The sequence below is a fragment of the Larsenimonas rhizosphaerae genome (assembly GCF_023700005.1).
GTDB classification, from domain to species: domain Bacteria; phylum Pseudomonadota; class Gammaproteobacteria; order Pseudomonadales; family Halomonadaceae; genus Larsenimonas; species Larsenimonas rhizosphaerae.
Genome location: NZ_JAMLJK010000001.1, coordinates 1,476,107 through 1,496,983 on the forward strand (window position 1 = coordinate 1,476,107; position 20,877 = coordinate 1,496,983).

Sequence of the window (20,877 nt, forward strand, 5' to 3'; positions counted from 1 at the left end):
GTTCTCTCTGACTCGATGTGTTTCAGATAATTTCCGACGGCAGTTGCAGGAAACTGCTGATATGGCGTGGTTCGGGGTTATCGCTGAAGGGCACCGTGCCCAGGCAAGGGGCATCCAGGGACTGATAAAGGCACTGTAATGTATCTGACTGGCGCTCCATCATCGGATCAATGCCATTGGCCACCCAGCCGGCACAGACAAGGCCATCGGCCCGGATGGCTTCAAGTGTCAGTCGGGCGTGATTGATGGCGCCGAGCCGGACGCCGACGACCAGAATCACCGGTAGACTCAGTGCCGGAGCCAGCGCGCAAAGATCTTCCTGTGCGTTGATGGGCACTCGCCAGCCACCAGCGCCTTCGATCAGGGTCAGGTCTGCACGCTTGTTCAGTATTCGCTGCATGGCTCGGGCCAGTTCGGCTATATGCAGGGCGGTATCAGCCTGGGTGGCCGCCACGTGGGGGGCGATGGCCGGGGCAAAGCACCAGGGGGTTATGTCCTGCTCGGTCAACGGCAGGGAGCACTGTGCTCGCAACGCGCGTGTATCACTGTTGGAAAGCCCGGCGGCGGTCAGTTCCGACCCGGAGGCGATCGGCTTTCCGGCAGCCGTGGACAACCCTTGCTGTTGCGCGCGGTACAATAGTGCCGCGCTGATGGTGGTCTTGCCGGCATCGGTATCCGTGCCGGTGACAAAAAAGGCCGATGTCATGGCGTTGTCCTGTTCTTCGAGGGGCGTGTCAACTGCAGGAAGCCCACTCGGTAGCTGATGGTGTAGCGTTGACCGCCACTGGCTTCCTGCCAGACCGCCTGCAGCCGTCTGGCGGGCAGCGGATGGGAGGTGCCCTGCAGGCGGGTATTGGCACCTATGCCTCGTAAATGTCGCAGGGCATCGGTAAAGACGTGACTGTGTTCTGACAGCGTACGTAGTTGCACTCCGGCAGAGACAAGCTGGGTCATGGCAATGGTTCGCTCCACGTCAGCCAGAGACATGAAGGAATTGATCGGGCTTTGGTGGCCCAGTGCGTGACAGGCCTGATTGAATTCGTGAAACGAGCCACGAAGGAGAGTGCAGATGAAGGCTGTTCCCCCCGGCTTCAGCACGCGTTCGATCTCGGCCAGGGCCAGAGACAGATCGCACCACTGCAGTGCCAGACAGGAGGTGACGTAATCCATGCCCTGTTCTGCCAGTGGCAGCATTTCAGCATTACCCTGTACCCAGCGGACGGGACTGTCGTCGGACCAGGTCCGGCGTGCCTGATTCAGCATGCCGGCTGCCAGATCAAGGCCGTAGAGCGAGATGTCCTGATGCTGCTCAGCCAGATGGTTAAATACGGCGCCGGTTCCGCAGCCGATATCGAGTATCCTGCCCGCATGGAGCGCAGGCATCATTTCAACCAGATGACGCGCGGCGGTGTGCTGCAGGGTAGCGTGACGATGATACTCGGGGGCAGCACGCGAAAACGCGTCACCGATCTGCTGTCGAAGGGCCGTGGGTGTCATGATGCTCCTCCAGTCAGTATCGATGCAATCGAGGCTATCGTCGCCGGATTGGTGACCAGATCAGCGTGGGCCATGCCGGGCATGAGTGTGCCGTGAAAGTGGCTGGAATACAGGTGTTTCATGTCATCACGGGCGGTAGATGGCACCAGGGCGTCAAGCTCTGCAAAAAATGCATCATGGCGGCAGTGAGTCATGCCAGAGCGGTTATCCAGCCGGCCAAGCAGGTGGAGCCCCTTGGCCAGCTCAGCGGCTGGAGCGGTGGACAGGTACTGCTTGAGGGGCGGCGCCCCTCGGTGCGGGTAAGCACATAGCGCCAGAAACCGTTTTATTACCCTGTCCGGTGTATCGCTGAATTGACGAGTGAAATGATGCAGTGTGTCGGCTGGCAGGGCACTGCGCCACTCGGTGGATTGGGTGAAGCGGGCATTGGCGCCCAGCGTGATTACGCGGGCTATGGTGGTGCCGGGGCGCTGAGCCAGGGCGTGTGCCAGCATTCCCCCCAGCGACCAGCCCAGTACCCAGGCGTGATCAGGCAGCTGATGGGCCAGGGTGTCCAGCCATCCGGTATCATCCGGCTCGATATGCCAGGGCAGCTCAAGGCAGTGGGTTGAATATCCGTGGGTCTGGAGGGCCAGGGCCAGGGGGTGCATGACCTCGGCTCTGAATGGCCAGCCGGGTAACAGATAGAGTGCCGTGTTCATGCGGTGCCTGCCATGGTCATGGGCCACACTACTGCAAGATGGTCCATCAGCTGGTCGATATCATCCATGGTATGTGCCGCTGACAATGTAATACGCAGGCGAGCACTGCCCGGCGCCACTGTCGGCGGTCGAATGGCACCGACCATGATACCGCGCTCGAACAGGGCATCTGCCAGCGCCATTACTCGTGTTTCATCACCGACCACGATGGACTGTATCGGCGTGGTCGAAGGCAGTAACGAGGCTTCGGGAAGCGATGCCATGCGAGCATGGAAGTAGGCAATCAGTGCGTTCAGGTGGCTACGGCGCCATCCCTCGTCCCGAGCAATGGCAATGGCGGCCACACTGGCCCACGCCAGGGCAGGAGACAGCCCCGTTGTAAAGAGGTAGGGCCGGGCAAACTGGGTCAGGGCGTTGATCAGGTCATCATCGCCGCTGATGAATGCGCCCTGGGTGCCGAATGCCTTTCCAAGAGTGCCGGTCAGCAGCGGTACATCCTCCGTGCCAAGTCCGGCAGTTGCAACGCAGCCCTGGCCCTGGGCTCCCACGACGCCGAAACCATGGGCGTCATCCACCATGAGCAGGCTGTCATGTTCATGGCAGGCCCGGGCAATCTGCGAGAGTGGCGCCTGGTCTCCCTCCATGCTGAACACCCCGTCACAGATGGTCATGACCGGGTGGTCTCGCGTCAGGCAGTGAGCAAGGTGAGCAATGTCATTGTGCTGATAGCGTGTCAGTCGGGCGCCTGCCAGCACGGCGCCGTCCAGGAGGGAGGCATGATTCAGCCGGTCCTGAAGTACATGATCCCCTTTCTGCACTACAGCACTGATGGCCGCCAGATTGGCCTGGTATCCGCTGGAAAAAAGCAGCGTGCGAGGCCGCCCTGACAGTGCAGCAATGGCTTCTTCAAGGGCATCATGGGCCTCGCTGTGGCCACTGATCAAATGCGCGCCGCCACTGCCTGTGCCATAGCGTCTGGCGCCCTCATGGAGGGCGGTTGCCAGGCGCGGATCATCCGAGAGACCCAGATAGTCGTTGCTGCAAAATGCCAGTACGTCGTGATCATCCACGCGTGTCCGGGTCTGGCTGGATGCACGGCGAGTGCGATGCAGACGTTCACGTCTGTCGGCGCGGTGTGTCTCAAGCCTCAAGGCAAGCCGTTGCCGGGCGTTCATCAGACCGCCACGTTATGGGCCAGTGTCTCCAGACGCTGATGATGAAGTGCATCATCTATTGCGATCTGGTGAGCTTCATCGCTGACGCCATGGCGGTGTTCCGGATGCAGGCCAAGTTTTTCGAACAGCACCGTATCCTTGTTGATGCCAGGATTGGCTGCTGTCAGCAGGCGATCACCATAGAAGATGGAGTTGGCACCGGCCATGAAGGCCAGAGCCTGCATTTCTTCGCTCATGTTCTCACGCCCTGCGGCGAGGCGAACATAGGATGACGGCATCAGCAGGCGCGCTACCGCAATGGTGCGGATGTAGTCGATGGGATCGAGCTCTTCCACGTTTTCAAGGGGAGTACCCTTGATGCGGATCAGCATGTTGATGGGAACGCTTTCCGGATGAGTCGGGAGGTTGGCCAGCTGCTGAAGTAGTCCGACCCGATCGTTTTCCGATTCGCCCATGCCCAGAATGCCGCCACAGCATACCTTCATGCCGGCCTGGCGAACGTTATCGAGGGTCTCCAGCCGGTCGGCATAGGTGCGGGTGGTGATGATCTCGCCGTAATATTCGGGAGAGGTATCCAGGTTATGATTGTAGTAATCAAGGCCGGCATCAGACAGCGCCTGAGCCTGTTCCGGTGTCAGGGTACCCAGCGTCATGCAGGTATCAAGACCGAGGGCCTTGACGCGTCTCACCATTTCAAGCACCGCCGGAAAATCCTTTTGAGTCGGGGCCTTCCAGGCTGCTCCCATGCAGAAGCGGCCGGCACCTGCTGCCATGGCCTGTTTGGCATCAGCTTCCACGCGGTCGATTTCGAGCAGTTTTTCCTTTTCAAGCCCGGTAGCGTAGTGTCCTGACTGAGGGCAGTACTTGCAGTCTTCCGGGCAGGCGCCGGTCTTGATCGAGAGCAGCATCGAGACCTGAATGGCATTCGGATCAAAGTAATGACGGTGAACGGTTTGCGCCTGAAACAGCAAATCGTTGAACGGCAGTGCAAGCAGGGCGCTTATCTCGTTACGGGACCAGTCATGGCGCAAGGCAGTCATCCCATTTCCTCATTATTTTGTAGACACGGATAGCGCTATCCTAAAAGTGCTGTCTCGTTTGTCAACCATATAAATTCTTCATGGTTAACATCGTTGCGGCGGGGGCTGGCGCGAGTTGTTGATTTTTCTGCGAGGAGAGCGAAACGGATAAAAAGGCTGTCTCTATGAATATGACGCGCTACAGTGATTCAACAGCATCATGCAGGGTACTAGTAATGACGAATGAGCATGACCGGATGCACTGGGCAACGGAGGGGAGCCGATGACCCTGCGGTTACTATTGAATGGAAAGTCATCGGGCAATGAAGAGCTGCGTGCGGCAATCTTTGAAGCGCGTGATGCGGGGCATGACCTTGATGTGCGCGTGTCCTGGGAGGGGGGAGACATTGAGCAGTTTGTCATTGATGCTCACCGGGATGGAATTCAGCGCATTATTGTAGGTGGAGGCGATGGAACGATTAACGAAGCTGCTACAGGGCTTATGGCACTGCCGGCCGCAGAGCGTCCCGAGATGGGGATTATTCCCATGGGTACAGCCAACGATTTTGCGACCGGATGCGGTGTTCCACTGACTCCTGACGAGGCGTTGATGCTGGCCATTCGCGGCCAATCCGTGGATGTGGATGTCGGCCAGATCAATGACAAGGTCTTTCTCAATATGGCGTCCGGTGGATTCGGGGCAAAGATCACGACCTCCACGCCGCCGCTTCTGAAGAAGATGCTGGGCGGCGGGGCCTATTCACTGGTAGGTGCGATTCGTTTCTGGAGCTTTGAGCCCTATGCGGGGCGGCTGGAATGGGATGGAGGTGCCAGGGATATTCGTGCCATGGTGCTCGCCATAGGTAACGGTCGCCAGGCTGGTGGGAGTCAGGAATTAACGCCACGGGCCAGTATTGATGATGGCTTGCTGGATGTGATGGTGGTCGACGCGTTTGGCTATCGCAACATTCCAGCTGTCGTGCGTGAAATGGAAGCACTGGGGCCCCATGGCCGGTTTGTGCATTACTTCAAGACACCCTGGGTATCCTTCAAGGCCACGGCAAATCCACTACCAATCAATCTGGACGGTGAGTTTCACGAGTTTGAAGCGCTTGAATGCAGTGTGAACAAGGCAGCGCTGCGGATTGTATTACCTGAAACATGTCGTTTACTGACGAGCAATACAGGCCAGGAGGATCCTTCATGAATGAATTTATGGACGCAGCCATTGCCGAAGCCCGGCTCGGTCGGGAAGCCGGTGGTGTCCCCATCGGCTCCGTGCTGGTGCACAACGGCGTAATTCTGGGGCGGGGACATAATCAGCGTGTCCAGAAGGGAAGTGCCGTACTCCATGCCGAAATGGCCGCGCTTGAAAATGCCGGGCGGCTGCCGGCACGAACGTATCGGGAATCGACGCTTTATACTACGCTGTCTCCTTGTCCAATGTGTTCCGGCGCCATTGAGCTTTACGGTATTGGCCATGTGGTCATTGGTGAGCATCAAACCTTCATGGGCGCTGAAAAGGCGCTGGAGAAGAAGGGCGTAGTACTTGATGTGCTGGATAATGACGAGTGTATTCAACTGATGACAGAGTTTATTCGCGAGCGACCCGATATCTGGAATGAAGACATCGGTGAAGAATAATCGCTGACATGAAAATTGAGCTGATACTTAACCCGGCATTATTCACTTTCTCGACAATATCGTCGTCTGGTGTTACAACTTCAGGCACTTTTGCATTATCCCGGCAGGTTTAATAATAAAAGTCGTCCGGGAACGTTCTGGTGGTCGCAGGGAGCGAGGATATTTTGCACTTCATGGAGAGAATGACATTATGAGTATTAAAAAGATTTCAGCAGCAAGCATGGCACTGGCTCTGGCACTTGGTCTGAGCGCCTGTGGTGACAACGGTGATGAAGACAAGGGCACCGAGCAGCAGAACCAGGCTACCACCGAGCAAAGCCAGCCTGCTACAGAGCAGAATCAGTCCCAGATGACGGATGACAAGGCGGATACAGCGACTGATTCCAGCACCATGGACTCCTCCAGCGCCGAAGGCGACATGACATCTGATGTTCCCGATTCCACCGAAGACAGCACCATGGATGGCATGCAGGAAGACCATGACATGGATGACAAGCATGACATGAAGGAAGATGGCATGTCCGCTGACGACGGCTCCATGGCAGGCGATGAAACGCATTCTTCTGCCACCATGAGTGGTGCCGAAAACGCCGAACAGATGAATGATACTGACACTCAGACTCAGTAATATGTCGGTGTGGTGCCTTGCGCCGCGTTCCAGGAACCCTCGCTTCGGCGGGGGTTTTTCGTGTGTGGGACAGGCCCGTTGCCCTCGTTGGTTATTGAGGATAGTTCGCCGGTAACGTTGAGGGGCAGGCTGGTCAGTGATGTTTCAGGCATGAAAAAAGCCCACATGTGTGGGCTTTTCTGTCGCCAAGCTATCGCTTAGTTGACGAGTTTGATATTTGCAGCCTGCAGGCCTTTCTTGCCCTGTGTCACTTCGAAGGACACCTTCTGACCATCCTGCAAGGACTTGAAACCGTCCGCCTGGATTTCGGAGAAGTGTGCAAAAAGATCATCGCCACCATCATCCGGAGAAATGAAGCCGTAGCCTTTGGTGTCGTTGAACCATTTGACAGTACCAGTTGCCATGTCTATTTCCTTTCTGACTTGCTAGAGACTAATCGAGCCGTAGCTCGTTAATGCGCTGGGCCTGCCAGGTACATATCACGTTTGAATGGATTACCGTTCACCGTGATCGATATTGTTCCTGCAAACCTGCAATTTCAGAATGCGACAGTCGGATTACCTCGTCAAGCTTATTTTTGGCGTTCACTGCGTTAGTATAAAGCGTCGCTTAAATTAAAAGTGGAGCACACTATGCCGGTACAAAATGTAGATTATAAAAAGGACGGCGCTGCTGAAGATTTCGTGGCGTCATTGAAGGAAACCGGTTTTGGTGTCATTCGAAATCATCCGATTGATATGGCGCTCGTGGAGCGTATCTATGAGCAGTGGGCTGCATTCTTTGATTCCGAAGAGAAGCAGCAGTGGCGCTTTGATCCAAAGACGCAGGATGGCTATTTTCCTGCCGATGTATCCGAAACGGCGAAGGGGGCATCCCAGAAGGATCTGAAGGAGTATTACCACGTATATCCCTGGGGCAAGGTCCCCGATGCGCTTGAGGAAGACATCCGGTGCTATTACCGGCAGGCAAATGCCCTGGCCGGTGAATTACTGTCCTGGATCGAGAGATACAGCCCGGCGCAGATTGCGAAGGATTTCAGTGAGCCGCTGTCCGACATGATTGCCGACAGCCAGCAAACACTGCTCCGGATCCTTTATTACCCTCCCATGGCGGCAGAGACACCTGTTGATGCCGTTCGCGCCGCCGCGCACGAAGACATTAACCTTATTACCCTGTTGCCGGCAGCCAACGAACCCGGCCTTGAAGTAATGGGGCGAGACGGTGAGTGGATGGCTGTGCCCTGTGACCCGGGTCAGTTGATCATCAATGTCGGAGATATGCTGCAGGAAGCGTCCGGCGGGCACTTCCCCTCGACCACGCATCGCGTCGTTAATCCCGAAGGTGACAGCGCACGCAAGGCAAGGCTTTCCCTCCCGCTCTTTTTGCATCCCCGGCCGGATGTTCGTCTTTCCGACCGCTATACTGCTGACAGCTATCTCAAGGAACGACTGAAGGAGCTGGGTGTTATATGAATGCATCATGGCCGGCGTACTGGCGAGAAGCAGTCTCTCCCGAGGATGCTGAATTTGCCTGTTCGCTGGTCAATCACACCATGACGCCTTACTGGCGTCAGCGACGAATGGCCTTCAGCCGGCGCAAGTTCATGCAGCTGTGGCCGGAAATGCAGGCCTGTATCATTGAGTTCCATGGGCGTCAGGACGGATTCATCGGCTGGGATTTACAGGGTGAGATCAGTCACCTGCGTGAACTTCACCTGGTTGACGGCCTTCGTGGGACCGGGCTGGGAACCCGCATATTGCGTGACTGGATGGCCCTGCAATGGAATAGCGGGGCCAAAGAGGCACGGCTGAAGGTATTCGAGGATAACCCCGCTCGACGTCTTTATTATCGAATGGGGTTTCGCGTCAGCCATTATTTCGAGGATGATACCGGTCTGCTGGGCATGCGCTGCGTTCTGGCAGAGCATCCCGGGCATACCTGGTCACTCAATACCTGACGGAATTTACTGATGACACAGCCATCTTCCACTCCCTCACACAACCTGTTTCTCGGCTACGTGCTGTGGGTTTTCGGGTTCATGGGGGCGCATCGTTTCTACTATGGCAAGCAGCTGACGGGCACGCTCTGGTTTTTTACCCTGGGGTTCTTTCTGATCGGCTGGCTGGTGGATCTCTTGCTGATTCCTGCCATGTCCAACGAAGCCAACCGGCGCTTTCTTACCGGGCGCGTCGATTATTCGCTGAGCTGGATCCTGCTTACCTTCACCGGCATTTTCGGCCTGCACCGGTTTTACATGGGAAAATACCTGACTGGTATCGTGTATCTGCTGACCGGCGGTCTGTTTCTGATCGGCGTCCTGTATGATTACTGGACCCTCAATCAGCAGGTGTCTGATATCAATGGCGATACAGCCGGCGCAGCTCGCCTGAACTAGGCACTCTTCCATCTTTCTACATTACAAGGACGTATCATGGCCTCCGAGTCAAAAGCCGTGATTTATGCCGCCATGGGCGGCAATCTACTGATCGCAGTTACCAAATTCATTGCGGCGGGCATTACCGGCAGTTCCGCCATGCTGTCGGAAGGCATTCACTCGGTAGTGGATACCGGTAACCAGGGGCTGCTCCTGCTGGGCATGAAACGTGCCAAGCGGCCTGCGGATGCGAAGTTTCCGTTCGGCTACGGCAAGGAAGTCTATTTCTGGAGCTTTGTCGTCGCAATGCTGATCTTTTCGATCGGTGCCGGAGTGTCCCTTTATGAGGGGATTGCGCACGTCATGCATCCTGAGCCCATGAGCTCACCCATGATCAATTACATTGTACTGGGACTGGGTATCCTGTTTGAAGGAGCATCCTGGGCGTTCGCTCTGCATCAGTTTCGCAAGACCAAGGGCAAATGGAGCTATGTGGAAGCCGTGCAGCGTGGCAAGGACCCATCACTTTTCATGGTGGTCTTTGAAGATTCGGCAGCTCTGCTGGGTCTTTTCATTGCCCTGCTGGGCGTCATGCTCAGTCAGTGGACGGGAAATCCGGTATTTGACGGGGTTGCCTCGATTATCATTGGCCTGATTCTGGCGGGTACGGCAATCTGGCTGGCCATCGAAACCAAGGGGCTATTGATCGGTGAAAGTGCCAACTCGCGCGTGGTCGAAGGTATTCGGCGTCAGGCGGACGATGAGCCGCTGATCGAGGCGGTTCATGAGGTGCTTACCATGCACATGGGCCCGGATTTCATCCTGGTCAACATCAGCGTTCGATTCGATCGTGAGGCCACTGCCGAGCAGATCGAGCAGGTGGTAGTAAAGCTTGATCGCGCCATCAAGGCAGAGTTCGAGGAAGTGAAGCGGATTTTCGTGGAAGCGGAATCTGCACGCGGGATAGATTCAGGCCGGGCCGAGCATCAGCCGGGACAATGAATGTCCCGCTGGTCGGAAAGGGATTACTCACGAAGTCTTCAGGGAAGAACATGGCTGAACGAATCAAGTTGACAGGGTTGCTGGAAGCGCTCGATGAACAGGTGGATGCGCGCAAGAAAGAGGTGACGCTGGGCGACGTCGTTTCCATTTTCAAGGGGCGAGGGTTTGGGCCCCTGATTACATTGCCGGCCCTGATTGCATGGCTGCCCACGGGGGCCGTGCCGGGGGTACCTTCCTGCTGCGGGATCATGATTGCACTGGTTTCAATACAGTTGATGCTGGGCAAGTCATCTCCCTGGCTGCCCAAACGGCTTCGCGAGGTATCCTTTGGTCGGGACAAGCTGGAAACGGTCATGGACAAGGTGACGCCGGTGACCCGCAGGGTTGACCGGCTGATCAAGCCGCGAATGGAATGGATCGTGGATGATGGTGCCCTGCGGGTGCTGGCAGCGTTCACGACGCTGCTGGGGATCGCCATGATACCTCTGGAAGTATTGCCCTTTGCTGCAGCTGTTCCGGGAGTCACACTGACATTGATTGGTGTCGGTGTGGCTGCCCGGGATGGGGCGGCGGTCATGCTCGGACTGGTGATCGCCCTGATAGGGGGAGTGTGGATTGCAACGATGATCTAACGGTTTACCAGCATGGAGCGGTCGTAATCGACCTGCCGCTCCCGTGGGGTCAGCATCACGACATCCCGGGTTGACCCCTTGGCCAGACTTTCGAAAATGGCTTGATAGGCCAGCACCGCCTGAACATATTCACGGGTTTCCCTGAACGGAATACTTTCAACGAATAGATCAAAGGGCTGGGTGCCGCCCATCAGCCAGCGATCCACTCGTCCGGGGCCGGCGTTGTATGCCGCTACCGCCGCGACACGGTTGCCACTATAGCGATGCAGCATATCGCTGATATAGGCACTTCCCAGCGCAATATTGACCGATGGGGTCATGAGGCTGTCAACCCCTTCGTAGGCGATTCCCTTCTGGCGGCTCACGTGAGCGGCGGTTCCCGGCATCAACTGCATCAGGCCCCGTGCGCCGACAGGCGATTGGGCTCTGGGGTTGAAGGCGCTTTCACGTCGGGCTATGCCCATCAACAGCCACGGGCTGACATCACGCTTTTGCCCCCATGCACCGAATTCACTGGCATGAGCCGGTGGGAACCGCCAGTGCAGGGCATCCCATTCGCGGGTCTTGATCGAGGTAAAGACCGCGAGTTCGTACCATTGCCGAGACAGGGCGTAATGGGCCAGTTTGTAGACATCGTTTGGTTCACTTCGATCAATCAGATAGCTCCATTCGCTGCGGGCCAGGCCTGTTTCGCCGATTCGCTCAAGTGCATTGATGCGCTGGATGGCCGGCAGGGCCATTATGCTGTTCATTGAAGCCGGTGGTGTATCTCGGGCATCCTGTTCCAGGCTGTAGGGCACACCCAGGTGATCTGCTGCAGCAAATCCGAAAAAGCTGCGCTGGCCGGCAGCCTTTTGATAATGCTCCAGTGCCTGGCTGGGTTGTCCCAGTTGCTGTTGAGCGCGGGCCAGCCAGTATTGCCAACGGGCATCATCGCGCTGGTCGGGTGCCATCTGTTGAACCCAGTGACTGACCTGTCCCCATGCGCGCTGTTCAAGGGCAACTCGAACGCGCAGCTCAAAAAGGTCGCTGTCACTTAATTGCGGCAGCATTCGGTCGACTTGAGCAATGTTATCGGTGTGTCCGCGTACCAGCGTATAAAATGCCAGATCGTGTTCTATGTCGTGGCGCTGCTTGCTGTCCAGCGGGGCCTTCGGGCTCAGCTGCTGCCAAAGGGCCAGAGCCTTGCGAGTATCCTTTCGAGTCAGTGCGTGGAAGGCAGTGGTGTACAGTGCGCCGGCTACCGGGCGTGAGAACCGGGCAACCGAGAGATGGGCAATGGCGTCGGGTGACTGGTCAATCTGGTGATATGCGGTAATGGCCGGTTCCCACCCTGAATTCAGGTGACCGGCAAGGTAATTGGCCAGACTGTCATTGCCGGCCTCTTTGGCAAGTGTCAGGCGATGCCAGATATCCTGCTGGCTGAGACGGCCATCGGACAGCAGCGTACTGAACAGGGGATCACAGGCATTGTCCTGCGAGCGTCCTACATTCCAGAGCGTGCGCGCCCCCTCAACGGCCATGTCCGGTTTTTGAGTCAGCCAGGCCCGATAGAAGTAACACTGACGTTCGGCACCCCCCGGGGGCGTGGCAAGGCTGATGTCACGCAGGGCCTGAAAGCGTCCTGCACGACCGTAGGCACCGATGGCCACGGAACGCATCCATTCGCTGAGAGGCGAATCCTGGTATCTGTTGATAAAGGCCAGTGTCTGGTCGGGCGCAAGTGCAGGAAGCTGTTGTTTGATGCGGTGATATTCTATATATCCCTCAAGAGCATGGCCCTTGATGCCCTGTTGGTTGATGCTGCTCCATTGATGATGGCGAGCGGCGTCCAGAGCGCGTCGCATGGCCTGGTCATCGGCCTGTGCTTCGGGCAGGGCCAGAAGACACAGGGCGCTGGTCAGGCAGACGGCAGAAAGTCGTGTCAAAAACGTCACCGGTGCTTCTCCTGCAGTAGGACCGTGGAAACCGATCAATTTACCAGGTAATAAGGACATCAATTCAGCGTGATGGTTTATCGATCACGCCGGATGCATGGCCAGAGTGTCAATCAGCCTACCGGAGAATATGAATCATGAAAGGATCCAAAAGGGGCCTGTTGGGGCGTCTAATCACAGGGCGAGCGCGTTTTTTCTTCCGCATCGGCCGAGCACTCAGAACCTATGGCATGTTGTTGAAGGACTGGTGGGCCGGCCGTTATCGACCTCTGCCCAAGCGGGCCACGGTATTGATGGTGCTGGCGCTGTTGTATGTTGTTTCCCCGTTTGATCTTATACCGGACTTTATTCTGGGTTGGGGCTGGCTGGATGATATCGTCATCGGTGGCTGGCTGTTAACCCGCCTGGATGATTCGCTGGAGGACTATCGCGCGTGGCGTGCCGGTCAGGCGTCTCGTGACACCCTTCGCCATTCCTGAATTACAGCAGCAGGCAGTGCAATGAGTAATGAGGTGGATTGGCATTACGCTCTGACGCGGTACGTCAGAGGGATGCCACACACGTATGAGGCGGGTATGAACGTCGTGTCCGCCGGGCCATCCGGTGTCGAGATGAGACTGCCCTGGAAGGCCGATTTTCTGGGCGATGTATCCCGCCAGCTGATCCATGGTGGCGTGATTACCATGGTCTTGGATACGGCGTGCACCGGCACCGTACTTTGTGGTCTGGGTGATCCTCCCGAAATCTGCCCGACACTGGACCTTCGTGTTGATCATTTCCGTCCCGCGGTGGCCGGCCAGGCCCTGCTGGTGCGAGCTCGTATCACGGAAATCACGGCATCGGTCGTGTTTGTGGAAGGTGAGCTGTGGCAGGAGAATGACCAGAAGCGGGTGGCACGCGCTACGGGCTCCTTTGCCCGTCTGCCGGCCGAGGCCACGCCTGCCAATTTTGGGAGACTGCTGTGCGGACGGCCAGGTGCCGGCACGCAGGGGGTGAAACATGCCTGACACGTCCGTGGATCTCTGCTGGCTTGAGCAGTCACGTGATCGGGGCGATCCCGCTCTTGTTCTCGAGAACATGCCCTACGCCAGGGCGCTGGGCCTCGAGGTTAACGAGGATGAGCGAGGGCGCCTTTTTGTATTGCCACCACGCCGTACCAATCTGGGGAACCCCCTGCTGCCGGCCATTCATGGGGGGGTCATGGCGGCATTCATGGAGTCGGCAGCGATCATTGATCTGATGTTGTCGCTGGGCAGCCCGCGGATGCCTGCCATCATCAATTTTTCGATCGATTATCTGCGTGCCGGTCGGTTGGAGCCGGTATATGCCCGTTGCGAGCTGGTAAGAGAAGGGCGGCGGCTGGCCAATGTGCGTGTGTGTGCCTGGCAGAAGGATGAACAGCATCCGGTAGCGACGGCCAGAATGCATATAATGCTTGCCGCGCTCGATGGTATGTCATCGACTTCTGCTGATCGAAGCGCTTGAAAAATCACATCATGTTCCCCATCTAGCAGGTCAACTGGTGCTCGTAGCAACGAGCATGATTACCCTTGATCGAACGAGGATGGGTCAATGACTACTGCCACCGACGAACAGACTCTCGGCTTTCAAACGGAAGTGAAGCAGCTTTTGAATCTGATGATTCACTCGCTGTACTCCAACCGGGAAATCTTCCTGCGCGAGCTCGTGTCCAATGCTGCCGATGCCTGTGACAAGCTGCGTTACAAGGCATTGAACAACGATGCGCTGTATGAAAACGATTCCGAGCTGCGCATCGAAATCGAACATGATAGTGAAAACAATACCGTGACCCTGCGTGACAACGGTATTGGCATGAATCGCGATGATGTCATCGAAAATCTGGGCACCATTGCACGCTCCGGTACGGCTGAATTTCTCAAGCAGCTCTCCGGTGAGCAGCAAAAGGACGCACGACTGATCGGTCAGTTCGGCGTCGGATTCTATTCAGCCTTTATCGTGGCTGATGAAGTCGTCGTTCGTACCCGCAAGGCCGGTGATCAGCAGGAAGCCGGTGTGGAATGGCGCTCTCGCGGTGAAGGCGAGTTCACCATTTCAACCATCGAGCGGCCGGTACATGGCACCGAGATCGAACTTCATCTGAAGTCCGATGCAACCGAATTTGCCGATGATTATCGGTTGAAGTCACTGATTCGAAAGTATTCCGATCATATCGACATTCCCGTTCGGATGCCGACAACCCAGGAAAGCGACGAGGGTGAAAAAACCGTTACCTGGGAAACCGTCAACGAAGCACAGGCGCTGTGGGTCAAACCCAAAAGCGAGGTGACTGATGACGAATACAAGAACTTCTACAAGCATGTGTCGCACGACTATACCGACCCGCTTGGCTGGAGCCACAACAAGGTAGAAGGCAAGCTCGAATACACCAGTCTGCTGTACGTGCCTGGCCGTGCTCCGTTTGACCTTTATCAGCGTGATGGTGCCCGTGGTCTGAAGCTGTATGTTCAGCGTGTCTTCATCATGGATGACGCCGAGCAGTTCCTGCCGCTGTACCTGCGCTTTATCAAGGGGGTAGTCGATTCCAACGATCTATCCCTTAACGTATCCCGCGAGATTCTCCAGCAGGATCCCAAGGTAGAGTCGATCAAGTCAGCCTTGACCAAGCGTTCCCTGGACATGCTGAAAAAGCTGTCGAAGGATCCCGAGGCCTATCAAACCTTCTGGACCCAGTTCGGTTCGGTGCTGAAGGAAGGCCCGGGTGAGGATTACGCCAATCGCGAAAAGATTGCCGGTCTGTTGCGTTTTGCCTCGACCCATTCCGACAGCGCGCAGCAGGATCAGTCCCTCGAGGATTACATCGGGCGCATGAAGGAAGGTCAGCAGAAGATCTATTACCTGGTGGCCGATGGCTACAATGCTGCCAGCCACTCTCCGCACCTTGAAATCTTCCGCAAGAAGGGCGTGGAAGTGCTTCTACTGTCCGACCGGGTTGATGAATGGCTGATGAGCCATCTGACCGAATACGATGGTCGTCAGTTTGCCGACATTGCCAAGGGTGATCTTGATCTTGGCGATGTTGAAGACGAAGAAGAGAAACAGGCGCAGGAAGAGAGTGCGAAAGCGAAGGAAGGTCTGGTCGGTCGTCTTCAGGGGGCTCTGGAAGAGCGCGTTCAGTCCGTCCGCGTGACTCATCGTCTGACCGATTCTCCGGCATGTGTCGTACTGCCTGAAAACGAAATGGGCTATCAGATGCGTCGGATGATGGAAGCGGCCGGTCAACCACTGCCGGACGTCAAGCCCATCCTTGAAATCAATCCGAATCACGTACTGGTCAATCGCCTGGATGGCCAGAACGATGAGCATTTCAATGACATGGCGGTAGTGTTGCTGGATCAGGCAATTCTGGCCGAGGGTGGCCAGCTGGATGACCCGGCTGCCTATGTCAAACGGCTCAACAAGCTGCTGGCGCTGTAAGCGTTTCATGGCGAGTTCAAGGGCCCGCATCATGCGGGCCCTTTCATGTCTGACATCGGTGGCGATTGTGTCGCCGGGCCTGCATCTTTTGATTGATACACATCCGGGCGCCGTGGCGACGACCGTTGACAGCTCTGAGTGTTTCCTGAAATTGCCGCACATGGCCTGACAGGGTCAGACCATATACTCCCTTCGGCATGATTTTAAGATAGATCACACGTTCAACGGCATCGAAATGCTGTTAAAATCGCGATCCCTCTCAAGTGGTATGTTGTTATGTGGAAGGCATGTGTTGCACTCATCATGGCGGCAGTGTGTACGTTGCCACTGGCGCCGGCGCAGGCAGATGCCTTTACTGAATCCGGTACAATCGATATGCCGGATCTGCGTCAGTACCCTGCAGGACCACGCCGCAAGGCGGCATTTTTCAATCTGCTGATCCCGATCATTCAGACTGCCAATCAACGCATTGCGGATGATCGCCAGTGGCTGATGTCGGCGCGAACGCATCATCTTTCAAGCATTAACGATCAGATCCGGCTGGTGAGTCTGTGTGAGTCCTACAAGGTGGCATGCGATGGCAGGGGCGCTCCTCCCTGGGACAGGCTGCTCGAGCGTGTGAATACCGTGCCCATGCCGCTGGTGCTGATTCAAGCCGTGGAAGAGTCGGGCTGGGGCACATCACGCCTGGCACGAGATGGCAATAACCTCTTTGGCCTGCGCTGTTTCGGCGCCGAGTGTGGCATGGCGCAGCGCGGTACTTCCCGTCGGTTCCAGCGCTTCGAGAGTATTCAGGCAAGCGTTGATGCCTACCTCAATAACCTCAATACCCACCGGGCCTATCATTCCATGAGAGTGCGCCGGGCGACGCTCGTACAGGCTGGGCATTCGGTCAGGGCCGAGGCATTGATTCCGACGCTGCATCGGTATTCCACGCGAGGCAGTACCTATCTCGGTGCACTACGCTCCCTGCTGGGCGATAACGCGGCATTGATCAAGCGTATAAGGGATGATCAAACCGCCTGAGGATCGGGTGTCTCAGGAGCGGTCAGTGGCCAGGCCATTCTGGCACACAGGCCGCCTTCTTCCCGGTTGAAAAACGACAGCTCAGCCCCTTGCTGTCTTGCCAGCGTACTGACAATGGAAAGGCCCAGCCCGCTGCCGGACATATGCTGGTGGTTTTGTCTAAAAAAGCGCTCGGTCATTTTGGACAGCACGTCCTCTGGCACACCCGGACCTTCATCCAGTACATCAAGAATGGCGTGAGAGGTAGTGTGGTGAAGTGACAGGGTCACTGTCGTGCCGGGAGGGCTGTAGCGCAGGGCATTATCCAGCAGATTACGGATCAGCACGCCGATTTCGGTCGCGTTTCCGACCACTTCGATCCGCTGTTCGCCATCAATCACCAGCTGCTGCTGACGCGAGTCTGCCCAGGGCCACAGTTCCCCGGCCAGCTGGGCGGCCAGCGGATACAGGTTGATGCGTTCCTGACGCTGTGCGGCAGTATGTTCAAGCCGTGCCAGGGTCAGCAGCTGTTCTACCACTCGCTGCAGCCTTTCGATGCCCTGATAGGCCTTGCTCAGCGACTGCCTGGCTTCAGGGTCGGCGACCCGGGCGTTGTCGAGGTGAATCTTGACGCTGGCCAGCGGCGTCCGAAGTTCATGAGCAGCGTCCGAGGTGAAGCGTCGCTCCCGCTCGAGCGTGGTATGCAGGTGGCTCATGAACGTGTTGAGCGCTTCCCTGAGCGGTTCAAGTTCCAGAGGTACCTGCTCGGTGATCGGATCAAGTGCCTTGTGATGGCGGCGGCTGACCTGGCGTGACAGCCGTTCCAGTGGCTGCAGGCCGCGCAGGACCAGCATGCCGATCAACAGGGCCAGCAGCGGAATGGCAATGACGTAGGGCAGTGTATTGCTCAGTGCAATCTTGCGAGCCAGTTCCCGCTCGAATTTCTTGCGAAGTCCGATGGAAATCCAGCCCTCATCGTCGGGCAGGGGCATGCTGAAGACGCGCCATGACTGCCCGTCGTATTCCTGCCACCGATATCCGCTTTCGGTCGGTGCCGGAAAGGGCCCGTTGTCATGCCACTCGCCATCCAGCACGCGTGGGTGTCCGGCACTGTTCCAGAAACCTATCGAGATCATCCGCTCTTCATCGTAATAGCGGACTGCCTGTGCTTCCGCAGTCGGGTCAACCGGTGTCAATTGACCATCGGCCGTGTAATAACGGGCCGGATGCTTGGGTTGATTCAACTGCCGGGCGATGCGCCGGTAATCCAGATTGTCCATCCTGCCCTGGTGCAGCCCCGAGACAATCCGGCTGAACTTTGCCAGTTCGGCATCGAACATCTCATCCATCTCATGCTGGCTGGTGAAATAGGCTGCCGTGATGGCCAGCCCGGCACCGGTCAGCAGTGTCAGGGTAATGGTGCGGTGCAGATAGCGCTTGATGGACTTCATGGTGTATTCCGGTCGCGTCAGGCAGTAATCAACTGGTCATTGAGACGGTAGCCGATACCGCGCAGCGTCAGAATCAGTTCGGGAGCCAGCTTTTTTCTCAGGTGATGAATGTGGACTTCGAGCGCGTTGGACTCGATATCGTCCTGCCAGCCATACAGGACATTTTCAAGCTGAGGCCGAGTCAGAACCTGGCCCGGATGATTGGCCAGCTCACGCAGCAGGGCATATTCCCGCCGGCTCAGTGAGACCGGACGCTGCTGCCAGGTCACCTCATGGCGTGCCTCATCAATGGCCAGCGCGCCCAGTTCGATGACCTGGCGTGCCCGGCCGCTGGCCCGACGGATGACAACGCGCAGTCTGGCCAGCAGTTCATCGAGCTCGAAGGGTTTGAGAACATAGTCATCGGCCCCGGCATCCAGCCCTGCAACACGCTCATCGACATGATCGCGTGCGGTCAGAATCAATACCGGAAGATTTGCTCGGCGACGCAGACGTGTCAGTACTTCCATGCCATCCATGCCGGGCAATCCCAGATCCAGAATCACGGCACTGAATTCGTTGCAGCGCAGTGCGTCGTCAGCCTGTCGACCGTCGGTCAGCCAGTCGACCATGTAGCCCTCGCGCACAAGTGCGGTGCGAACGCCATCTCCGAGCAGTGGATCGTCTTCTACCAGTAGTACACGCATCGCATGAGTCCTGTAGCCTGTCTGAAACACGCACTGTGCCCTTCGTGCCTTAACGTTACATTAAACCAGCAGAGCGGGCTCGTGTCGCCGGTTCGGTTCGCACCTGCATGTGCTGATTCGGCGGATGACCGGATCAATGTCATACTGATGGCCTGTTTACCTGACACTCTGGAGTCGTATGTTCAGCCAGCTTGTTTTCGACAATGCCTATACGCGTTTGCCGGACACCTTCTATGTTCGTCAGATGCCGGTGCCGCGCGCCGGAACACGGATTCTGGATGTCAGCCCTGCCTGTGCCGAACTTCTGGGGCTGTCCGGGCTGAAGACCGATGACCCGGAGCTGCTTGGCGTCATGTCCGGCCAGTCCCTGCCGGCCGGGGCTGACCCTCTGGCGCAGAAGTACACCGGCCACCAGTTTGGCTCCTATAATCCGGCGCTGGGCGATGGGCGCGGGTTGCTACTGGGCGAGGTTGTTACGCCATCAGGAAGCATGGATCTTCACCTCAAGGGGGCCGGCCAGACTCCCTTTTCACGGTTTGGTGACGGCAATGCAGTCCTGCGTTCCAGCCTGAGGGAGTATCTGGCCAGTGAGGCCATGGCCGGGCTTGGTATTCCTACTACACGAGCCCTGGCCGTGGCAGTCAATGATGAACATGTCAGGCGTGAGCGCGTAGAGCCCGGTGCCACGCTGCTTCGCGTGGCCGAGAGCCATGTGCGGTTCGGCCATTTTGAATGGCTGGGATTCAGTGGTCGAACCGAAGAACTTCAGGCCCTGATTGATCATGTGATTGCGCGTCACCGGCCACATCTGGCGGGGGTAGAGGCGCCCGGCGCCGCCCTGTTTGACGATATCGTTCAGCGCACGGCGCAGCTGGTGGCCGACTGGCAGGCGTACGGATTTGTTCACGCTGTCATGAATACCGACAATATGTCCGCCCTGGGACTGACGCTGGATTATGGCCCCTATACGTTTCTGGATGCCTATATTCCCGACCGTGTTCCCAATCTGACGGACAGTAGCGGGCGTTATGCCTTTAATCAGCAGCCGGGGGTTGCGCTCTGGAACCTGGTGCGCCTGGCGCAGTCACTGGTGTCCTGTGCGCCTCAGGAGCAGCTTGAGGCCTCGCTGCAACGCTATGAAGCGGTACTTCAGGCACGATTCGCAGAGCGTATGCGGGCACGCTTTGGTTTGACTGGTATCGATGCAGGTGACAGTCAGCTGTGTCAGGACTGGTTGACGCTGCTGGCCGATCATCAGGCAGATTATCACCTGAGTTTTCGTGCCCTGTGTGACTATGATGGCAGCTCTGAGTCTCGTCAGGCGGTGGCACAGGTAGTGGCCGCCCCGGAGTCGGTGGTATCAGACTGGTTGGATGCCTATGATCATCGCCTGTCACTGGAAACCCGTACACAGGAAGAGCGTCATACGGCAATGCGCAGCTGTAATCCCTGCAATGTATTACGCTTGCATCATATACAGGCAGTCATCGACGCAGCCACTGACGGTGATACGCGTCTGCTGAGTGAGTATCGTGCCTGCCTGCAGGCCCCCTTTACTCCCATGAGCGGCGGGCTGCGTGACTGGCAGGCACCGCCTGCGCCGGGCAGTGTATCGGTGGCCATGTCCTGCTCCTCCTGATGGGGCTGACCGGATTTTTTGCAAAGGTATC

Annotated in this window: 23 protein-coding genes; 14 read left to right on the forward strand and 9 right to left on the reverse strand. The window is 57.1% G+C overall.

The window, feature by feature from the left end; all coding sequences use genetic code 11:
• Nucleotides 1-22: 22 nt before the first annotated feature.
• Genes bioD through bioB form a run of 5 tightly spaced genes read right to left on the reverse strand, consistent with a single transcriptional unit; the run spans nucleotide 23 to nucleotide 4,413 of the window.
• Nucleotides 23-706 carry a dethiobiotin synthase gene (gene bioD, locus NAT21_RS06695; protein ID WP_250936580.1) on the reverse strand — a complete coding sequence of 228 codons (684 nt, stop codon included), beginning with the start codon at nucleotides 704-706 and terminating at the stop codon, nucleotides 23-25.
• Entirely contained in the window at nucleotides 703-1,497 is a 795-nt protein-coding gene (locus NAT21_RS06700) for a methyltransferase domain-containing protein (protein WP_250936581.1), read from the reverse strand. Before NAT21_RS06700 ends, bioD begins: the two co-directional genes overlap by 4 nt.
• Nucleotides 1,494-2,198 (reverse strand): alpha/beta fold hydrolase, encoded by a 705-nt coding sequence (locus NAT21_RS06705; RefSeq protein ID WP_250936582.1) that lies wholly within the window; start codon nucleotides 2,196-2,198, stop codon nucleotides 1,494-1,496. The genes NAT21_RS06700 and NAT21_RS06705 overlap by 4 nt, the downstream gene beginning before the upstream one ends.
• Nucleotides 2,195-3,373, reverse strand: coding sequence for an 8-amino-7-oxononanoate synthase (gene bioF / locus NAT21_RS06710; protein WP_250936583.1), 1,179 nt, complete (start codon nucleotides 3,371-3,373; stop codon nucleotides 2,195-2,197). The genes NAT21_RS06705 and bioF overlap by 4 nt, the downstream gene beginning before the upstream one ends.
• Nucleotides 3,373-4,413 carry a biotin synthase BioB gene (bioB, locus tag NAT21_RS06715; protein WP_250936584.1) on the reverse strand — a complete coding sequence of 347 codons (1,041 nt, stop codon included), beginning with the start codon at nucleotides 4,411-4,413 and terminating at the stop codon, nucleotides 3,373-3,375. The genes bioF and bioB overlap by 1 nt, the downstream gene beginning before the upstream one ends.
• 262 nt (nucleotides 4,414-4,675) lie before the next feature.
• Between bioB and yegS the strand changes: the two genes are divergently transcribed.
• From yegS to NAT21_RS06730, 3 genes are all read left to right on the forward strand, one after another.
• Nucleotides 4,676-5,599 (forward strand): lipid kinase YegS, encoded by a 924-nt coding sequence (gene yegS, locus NAT21_RS06720; RefSeq protein ID WP_250936585.1) that lies wholly within the window; start codon nucleotides 4,676-4,678, stop codon nucleotides 5,597-5,599.
• Nucleotides 5,596-6,036, forward strand: coding sequence for a nucleoside deaminase (locus NAT21_RS06725; protein ID WP_250936586.1), 441 nt, complete (start codon nucleotides 5,596-5,598; stop codon nucleotides 6,034-6,036). The genes yegS and NAT21_RS06725 overlap by 4 nt, the downstream gene beginning before the upstream one ends.
• Nucleotides 6,037-6,226: 190 nt before the next feature.
• Nucleotides 6,227-6,664: a hypothetical protein gene (locus NAT21_RS06730; protein ID WP_250936587.1), complete on the forward strand. Its 438-nt coding sequence runs from the start codon at nucleotides 6,227-6,229 to the stop codon at nucleotides 6,662-6,664.
• Nucleotides 6,665-6,861: 197 nt separating this feature from the next.
• Here NAT21_RS06730 and NAT21_RS06735 read toward each other — a convergent pair whose 3' ends face one another.
• Entirely contained in the window at nucleotides 6,862-7,068 is a 207-nt protein-coding gene (locus NAT21_RS06735) for a cold-shock protein (protein ID WP_106477230.1), read from the reverse strand.
• A 228-nt stretch (nucleotides 7,069-7,296) separates the two neighbouring features.
• On the opposite strand from NAT21_RS06735, the gene NAT21_RS06740 reads away from it, so the two are divergent.
• Genes NAT21_RS06740 through NAT21_RS06760 form a run of 5 tightly spaced genes read left to right on the forward strand, consistent with a single transcriptional unit; the run spans nucleotide 7,297 to nucleotide 10,672 of the window.
• On the forward strand, nucleotides 7,297-8,136 hold the full coding sequence (locus tag NAT21_RS06740) for an isopenicillin N synthase family dioxygenase (RefSeq protein WP_250936588.1): 840 nt from the start codon (nucleotides 7,297-7,299) through the stop codon (nucleotides 8,134-8,136).
• Complete coding sequence (locus NAT21_RS06745) at nucleotides 8,133-8,621, forward strand: GNAT family N-acetyltransferase (RefSeq protein WP_250936589.1); 489 nt, start codon at nucleotides 8,133-8,135, stop codon at nucleotides 8,619-8,621. Before NAT21_RS06740 ends, NAT21_RS06745 begins: the two co-directional genes overlap by 4 nt.
• 12 nt (nucleotides 8,622-8,633) lie before the next feature.
• Entirely contained in the window at nucleotides 8,634-9,059 is a 426-nt protein-coding gene (locus NAT21_RS06750; protein ID WP_250936590.1) for an NINE protein, read from the forward strand.
• Between the two features lie 36 nt (nucleotides 9,060-9,095).
• Entirely contained in the window at nucleotides 9,096-10,040 is a 945-nt protein-coding gene (locus tag NAT21_RS06755; protein WP_250936591.1) for a cation diffusion facilitator family transporter, read from the forward strand.
• 50 nt (nucleotides 10,041-10,090) lie between these two features.
• Nucleotides 10,091-10,672 (forward strand): exopolysaccharide biosynthesis protein, encoded by a 582-nt coding sequence (locus tag NAT21_RS06760; RefSeq protein WP_250936592.1) that lies wholly within the window; start codon nucleotides 10,091-10,093, stop codon nucleotides 10,670-10,672.
• Here the strand turns inward: NAT21_RS06760 and NAT21_RS06765 are convergent.
• Nucleotides 10,669-12,609 carry a transglycosylase SLT domain-containing protein gene (locus NAT21_RS06765; protein WP_250936593.1) on the reverse strand — a complete coding sequence of 647 codons (1,941 nt, stop codon included), beginning with the start codon at nucleotides 12,607-12,609 and terminating at the stop codon, nucleotides 10,669-10,671. The genes NAT21_RS06760 and NAT21_RS06765 overlap by 4 nt on opposite strands.
• Before the next feature lie 137 nt (nucleotides 12,610-12,746).
• Between NAT21_RS06765 and NAT21_RS06770 the strand changes: the two genes are divergently transcribed.
• From NAT21_RS06770 to NAT21_RS06790, 5 genes are all read left to right on the forward strand, one after another.
• Nucleotides 12,747-13,088, forward strand: coding sequence for a YkvA family protein (locus tag NAT21_RS06770; protein WP_250936594.1), 342 nt, complete (start codon nucleotides 12,747-12,749; stop codon nucleotides 13,086-13,088).
• Between the two features lie 96 nt (nucleotides 13,089-13,184).
• Entirely contained in the window at nucleotides 13,185-13,616 is a 432-nt protein-coding gene (locus tag NAT21_RS06775) for a PaaI family thioesterase (protein ID WP_250936595.1), read from the forward strand.
• Nucleotides 13,609-14,094, forward strand: a complete 486-nt coding sequence (locus NAT21_RS06780) for a PaaI family thioesterase (protein ID WP_250936596.1) — start codon at nucleotides 13,609-13,611, stop codon at nucleotides 14,092-14,094. The genes NAT21_RS06775 and NAT21_RS06780 overlap by 8 nt, the downstream gene beginning before the upstream one ends.
• Nucleotides 14,095-14,181: 87 nt before the next feature.
• The gene (gene htpG, locus NAT21_RS06785; protein ID WP_250936597.1) at nucleotides 14,182-16,065 is read left to right on the forward strand and encodes a molecular chaperone HtpG; all 1,884 of its coding nucleotides are present in this window, start codon (nucleotides 14,182-14,184) and stop codon (nucleotides 16,063-16,065) included.
• Nucleotides 16,066-16,368: 303 nt separating this feature from the next.
• Nucleotides 16,369-17,091: a protein bax gene (locus NAT21_RS06790; protein WP_250936598.1), complete on the forward strand. Its 723-nt coding sequence runs from the start codon at nucleotides 16,369-16,371 to the stop codon at nucleotides 17,089-17,091.
• Here NAT21_RS06790 and NAT21_RS06795 read toward each other — a convergent pair.
• The gene (locus NAT21_RS06795; RefSeq protein WP_250936599.1) at nucleotides 17,079-18,521 is read right to left on the reverse strand and encodes an ATP-binding protein; all 1,443 of its coding nucleotides are present in this window, start codon (nucleotides 18,519-18,521) and stop codon (nucleotides 17,079-17,081) included. The two genes, NAT21_RS06790 and NAT21_RS06795, sit on opposite strands and share 13 nt — an antisense overlap.
• 17 nt (nucleotides 18,522-18,538) lie before the next feature.
• The gene (locus NAT21_RS06800) at nucleotides 18,539-19,207 is read right to left on the reverse strand and encodes a response regulator (protein WP_250936600.1); all 669 of its coding nucleotides are present in this window, start codon (nucleotides 19,205-19,207) and stop codon (nucleotides 18,539-18,541) included.
• Nucleotides 19,208-19,385: 178 nt separating this feature from the next.
• Between NAT21_RS06800 and NAT21_RS06805 the strand changes: the two genes are divergently transcribed.
• On the forward strand, nucleotides 19,386-20,846 hold the full coding sequence (locus tag NAT21_RS06805; protein ID WP_250936601.1) for a protein adenylyltransferase SelO: 1,461 nt from the start codon (nucleotides 19,386-19,388) through the stop codon (nucleotides 20,844-20,846).
• The last annotated feature ends 31 nt before the right edge of the window (nucleotides 20,847-20,877 follow it).

Coding starts and splice junctions, on each gene's coding strand:
- bioD (WP_250936580.1), bottom strand. CDS start 706: ATGACATCGGCCTTTTTTGTCACCGGCACGGATACCGATGCCGGCAAG.
- NAT21_RS06700 (WP_250936581.1), bottom strand. CDS start 1,497: ATGACACCCACGGCCCTTCGACAGCAGATCGGTGACGCGTTTTCGCGT.
- NAT21_RS06705 (WP_250936582.1), bottom strand. CDS start 2,198: ATGAACACGGCACTCTATCTGTTACCCGGCTGGCCATTCAGAGCCGAG.
- bioF (WP_250936583.1), bottom strand. CDS start 3,373: ATGAACGCCCGGCAACGGCTTGCCTTGAGGCTTGAGACACACCGCGCC.
- bioB (WP_250936584.1), bottom strand. CDS start 4,413: ATGACTGCCTTGCGCCATGACTGGTCCCGTAACGAGATAAGCGCCCTG.
- yegS (WP_250936585.1), top strand. CDS start 4,676: ATGACCCTGCGGTTACTATTGAATGGAAAGTCATCGGGCAATGAAGAG.
- NAT21_RS06725 (WP_250936586.1), top strand. CDS start 5,596: ATGAATGAATTTATGGACGCAGCCATTGCCGAAGCCCGGCTCGGTCGG.
- NAT21_RS06730 (WP_250936587.1), top strand. CDS start 6,227: ATGAGTATTAAAAAGATTTCAGCAGCAAGCATGGCACTGGCTCTGGCA.
- NAT21_RS06735 (WP_106477230.1), bottom strand. CDS start 7,068: ATGGCAACTGGTACTGTCAAATGGTTCAACGACACCAAAGGCTACGGC.
- NAT21_RS06740 (WP_250936588.1), top strand. CDS start 7,297: ATGCCGGTACAAAATGTAGATTATAAAAAGGACGGCGCTGCTGAAGAT.
- NAT21_RS06745 (WP_250936589.1), top strand. CDS start 8,133: ATGAATGCATCATGGCCGGCGTACTGGCGAGAAGCAGTCTCTCCCGAG.
- NAT21_RS06750 (WP_250936590.1), top strand. CDS start 8,634: ATGACACAGCCATCTTCCACTCCCTCACACAACCTGTTTCTCGGCTAC.
- NAT21_RS06755 (WP_250936591.1), top strand. CDS start 9,096: ATGGCCTCCGAGTCAAAAGCCGTGATTTATGCCGCCATGGGCGGCAAT.
- NAT21_RS06760 (WP_250936592.1), top strand. CDS start 10,091: ATGGCTGAACGAATCAAGTTGACAGGGTTGCTGGAAGCGCTCGATGAA.
- NAT21_RS06770 (WP_250936594.1), top strand. CDS start 12,747: ATGAAAGGATCCAAAAGGGGCCTGTTGGGGCGTCTAATCACAGGGCGA.
- NAT21_RS06775 (WP_250936595.1), top strand. CDS start 13,185: ATGAACGTCGTGTCCGCCGGGCCATCCGGTGTCGAGATGAGACTGCCC.
- NAT21_RS06780 (WP_250936596.1), top strand. CDS start 13,609: ATGCCTGACACGTCCGTGGATCTCTGCTGGCTTGAGCAGTCACGTGAT.
- htpG (WP_250936597.1), top strand. CDS start 14,182: ATGACTACTGCCACCGACGAACAGACTCTCGGCTTTCAAACGGAAGTG.
- NAT21_RS06790 (WP_250936598.1), top strand. CDS start 16,369: ATGGCGGCAGTGTGTACGTTGCCACTGGCGCCGGCGCAGGCAGATGCC.
- NAT21_RS06795 (WP_250936599.1), bottom strand. CDS start 18,521: ATGAAGTCCATCAAGCGCTATCTGCACCGCACCATTACCCTGACACTG.
- NAT21_RS06800 (WP_250936600.1), bottom strand. CDS start 19,207: ATGCGTGTACTACTGGTAGAAGACGATCCACTGCTCGGAGATGGCGTT.
- NAT21_RS06805 (WP_250936601.1), top strand. CDS start 19,386: ATGTTCAGCCAGCTTGTTTTCGACAATGCCTATACGCGTTTGCCGGAC.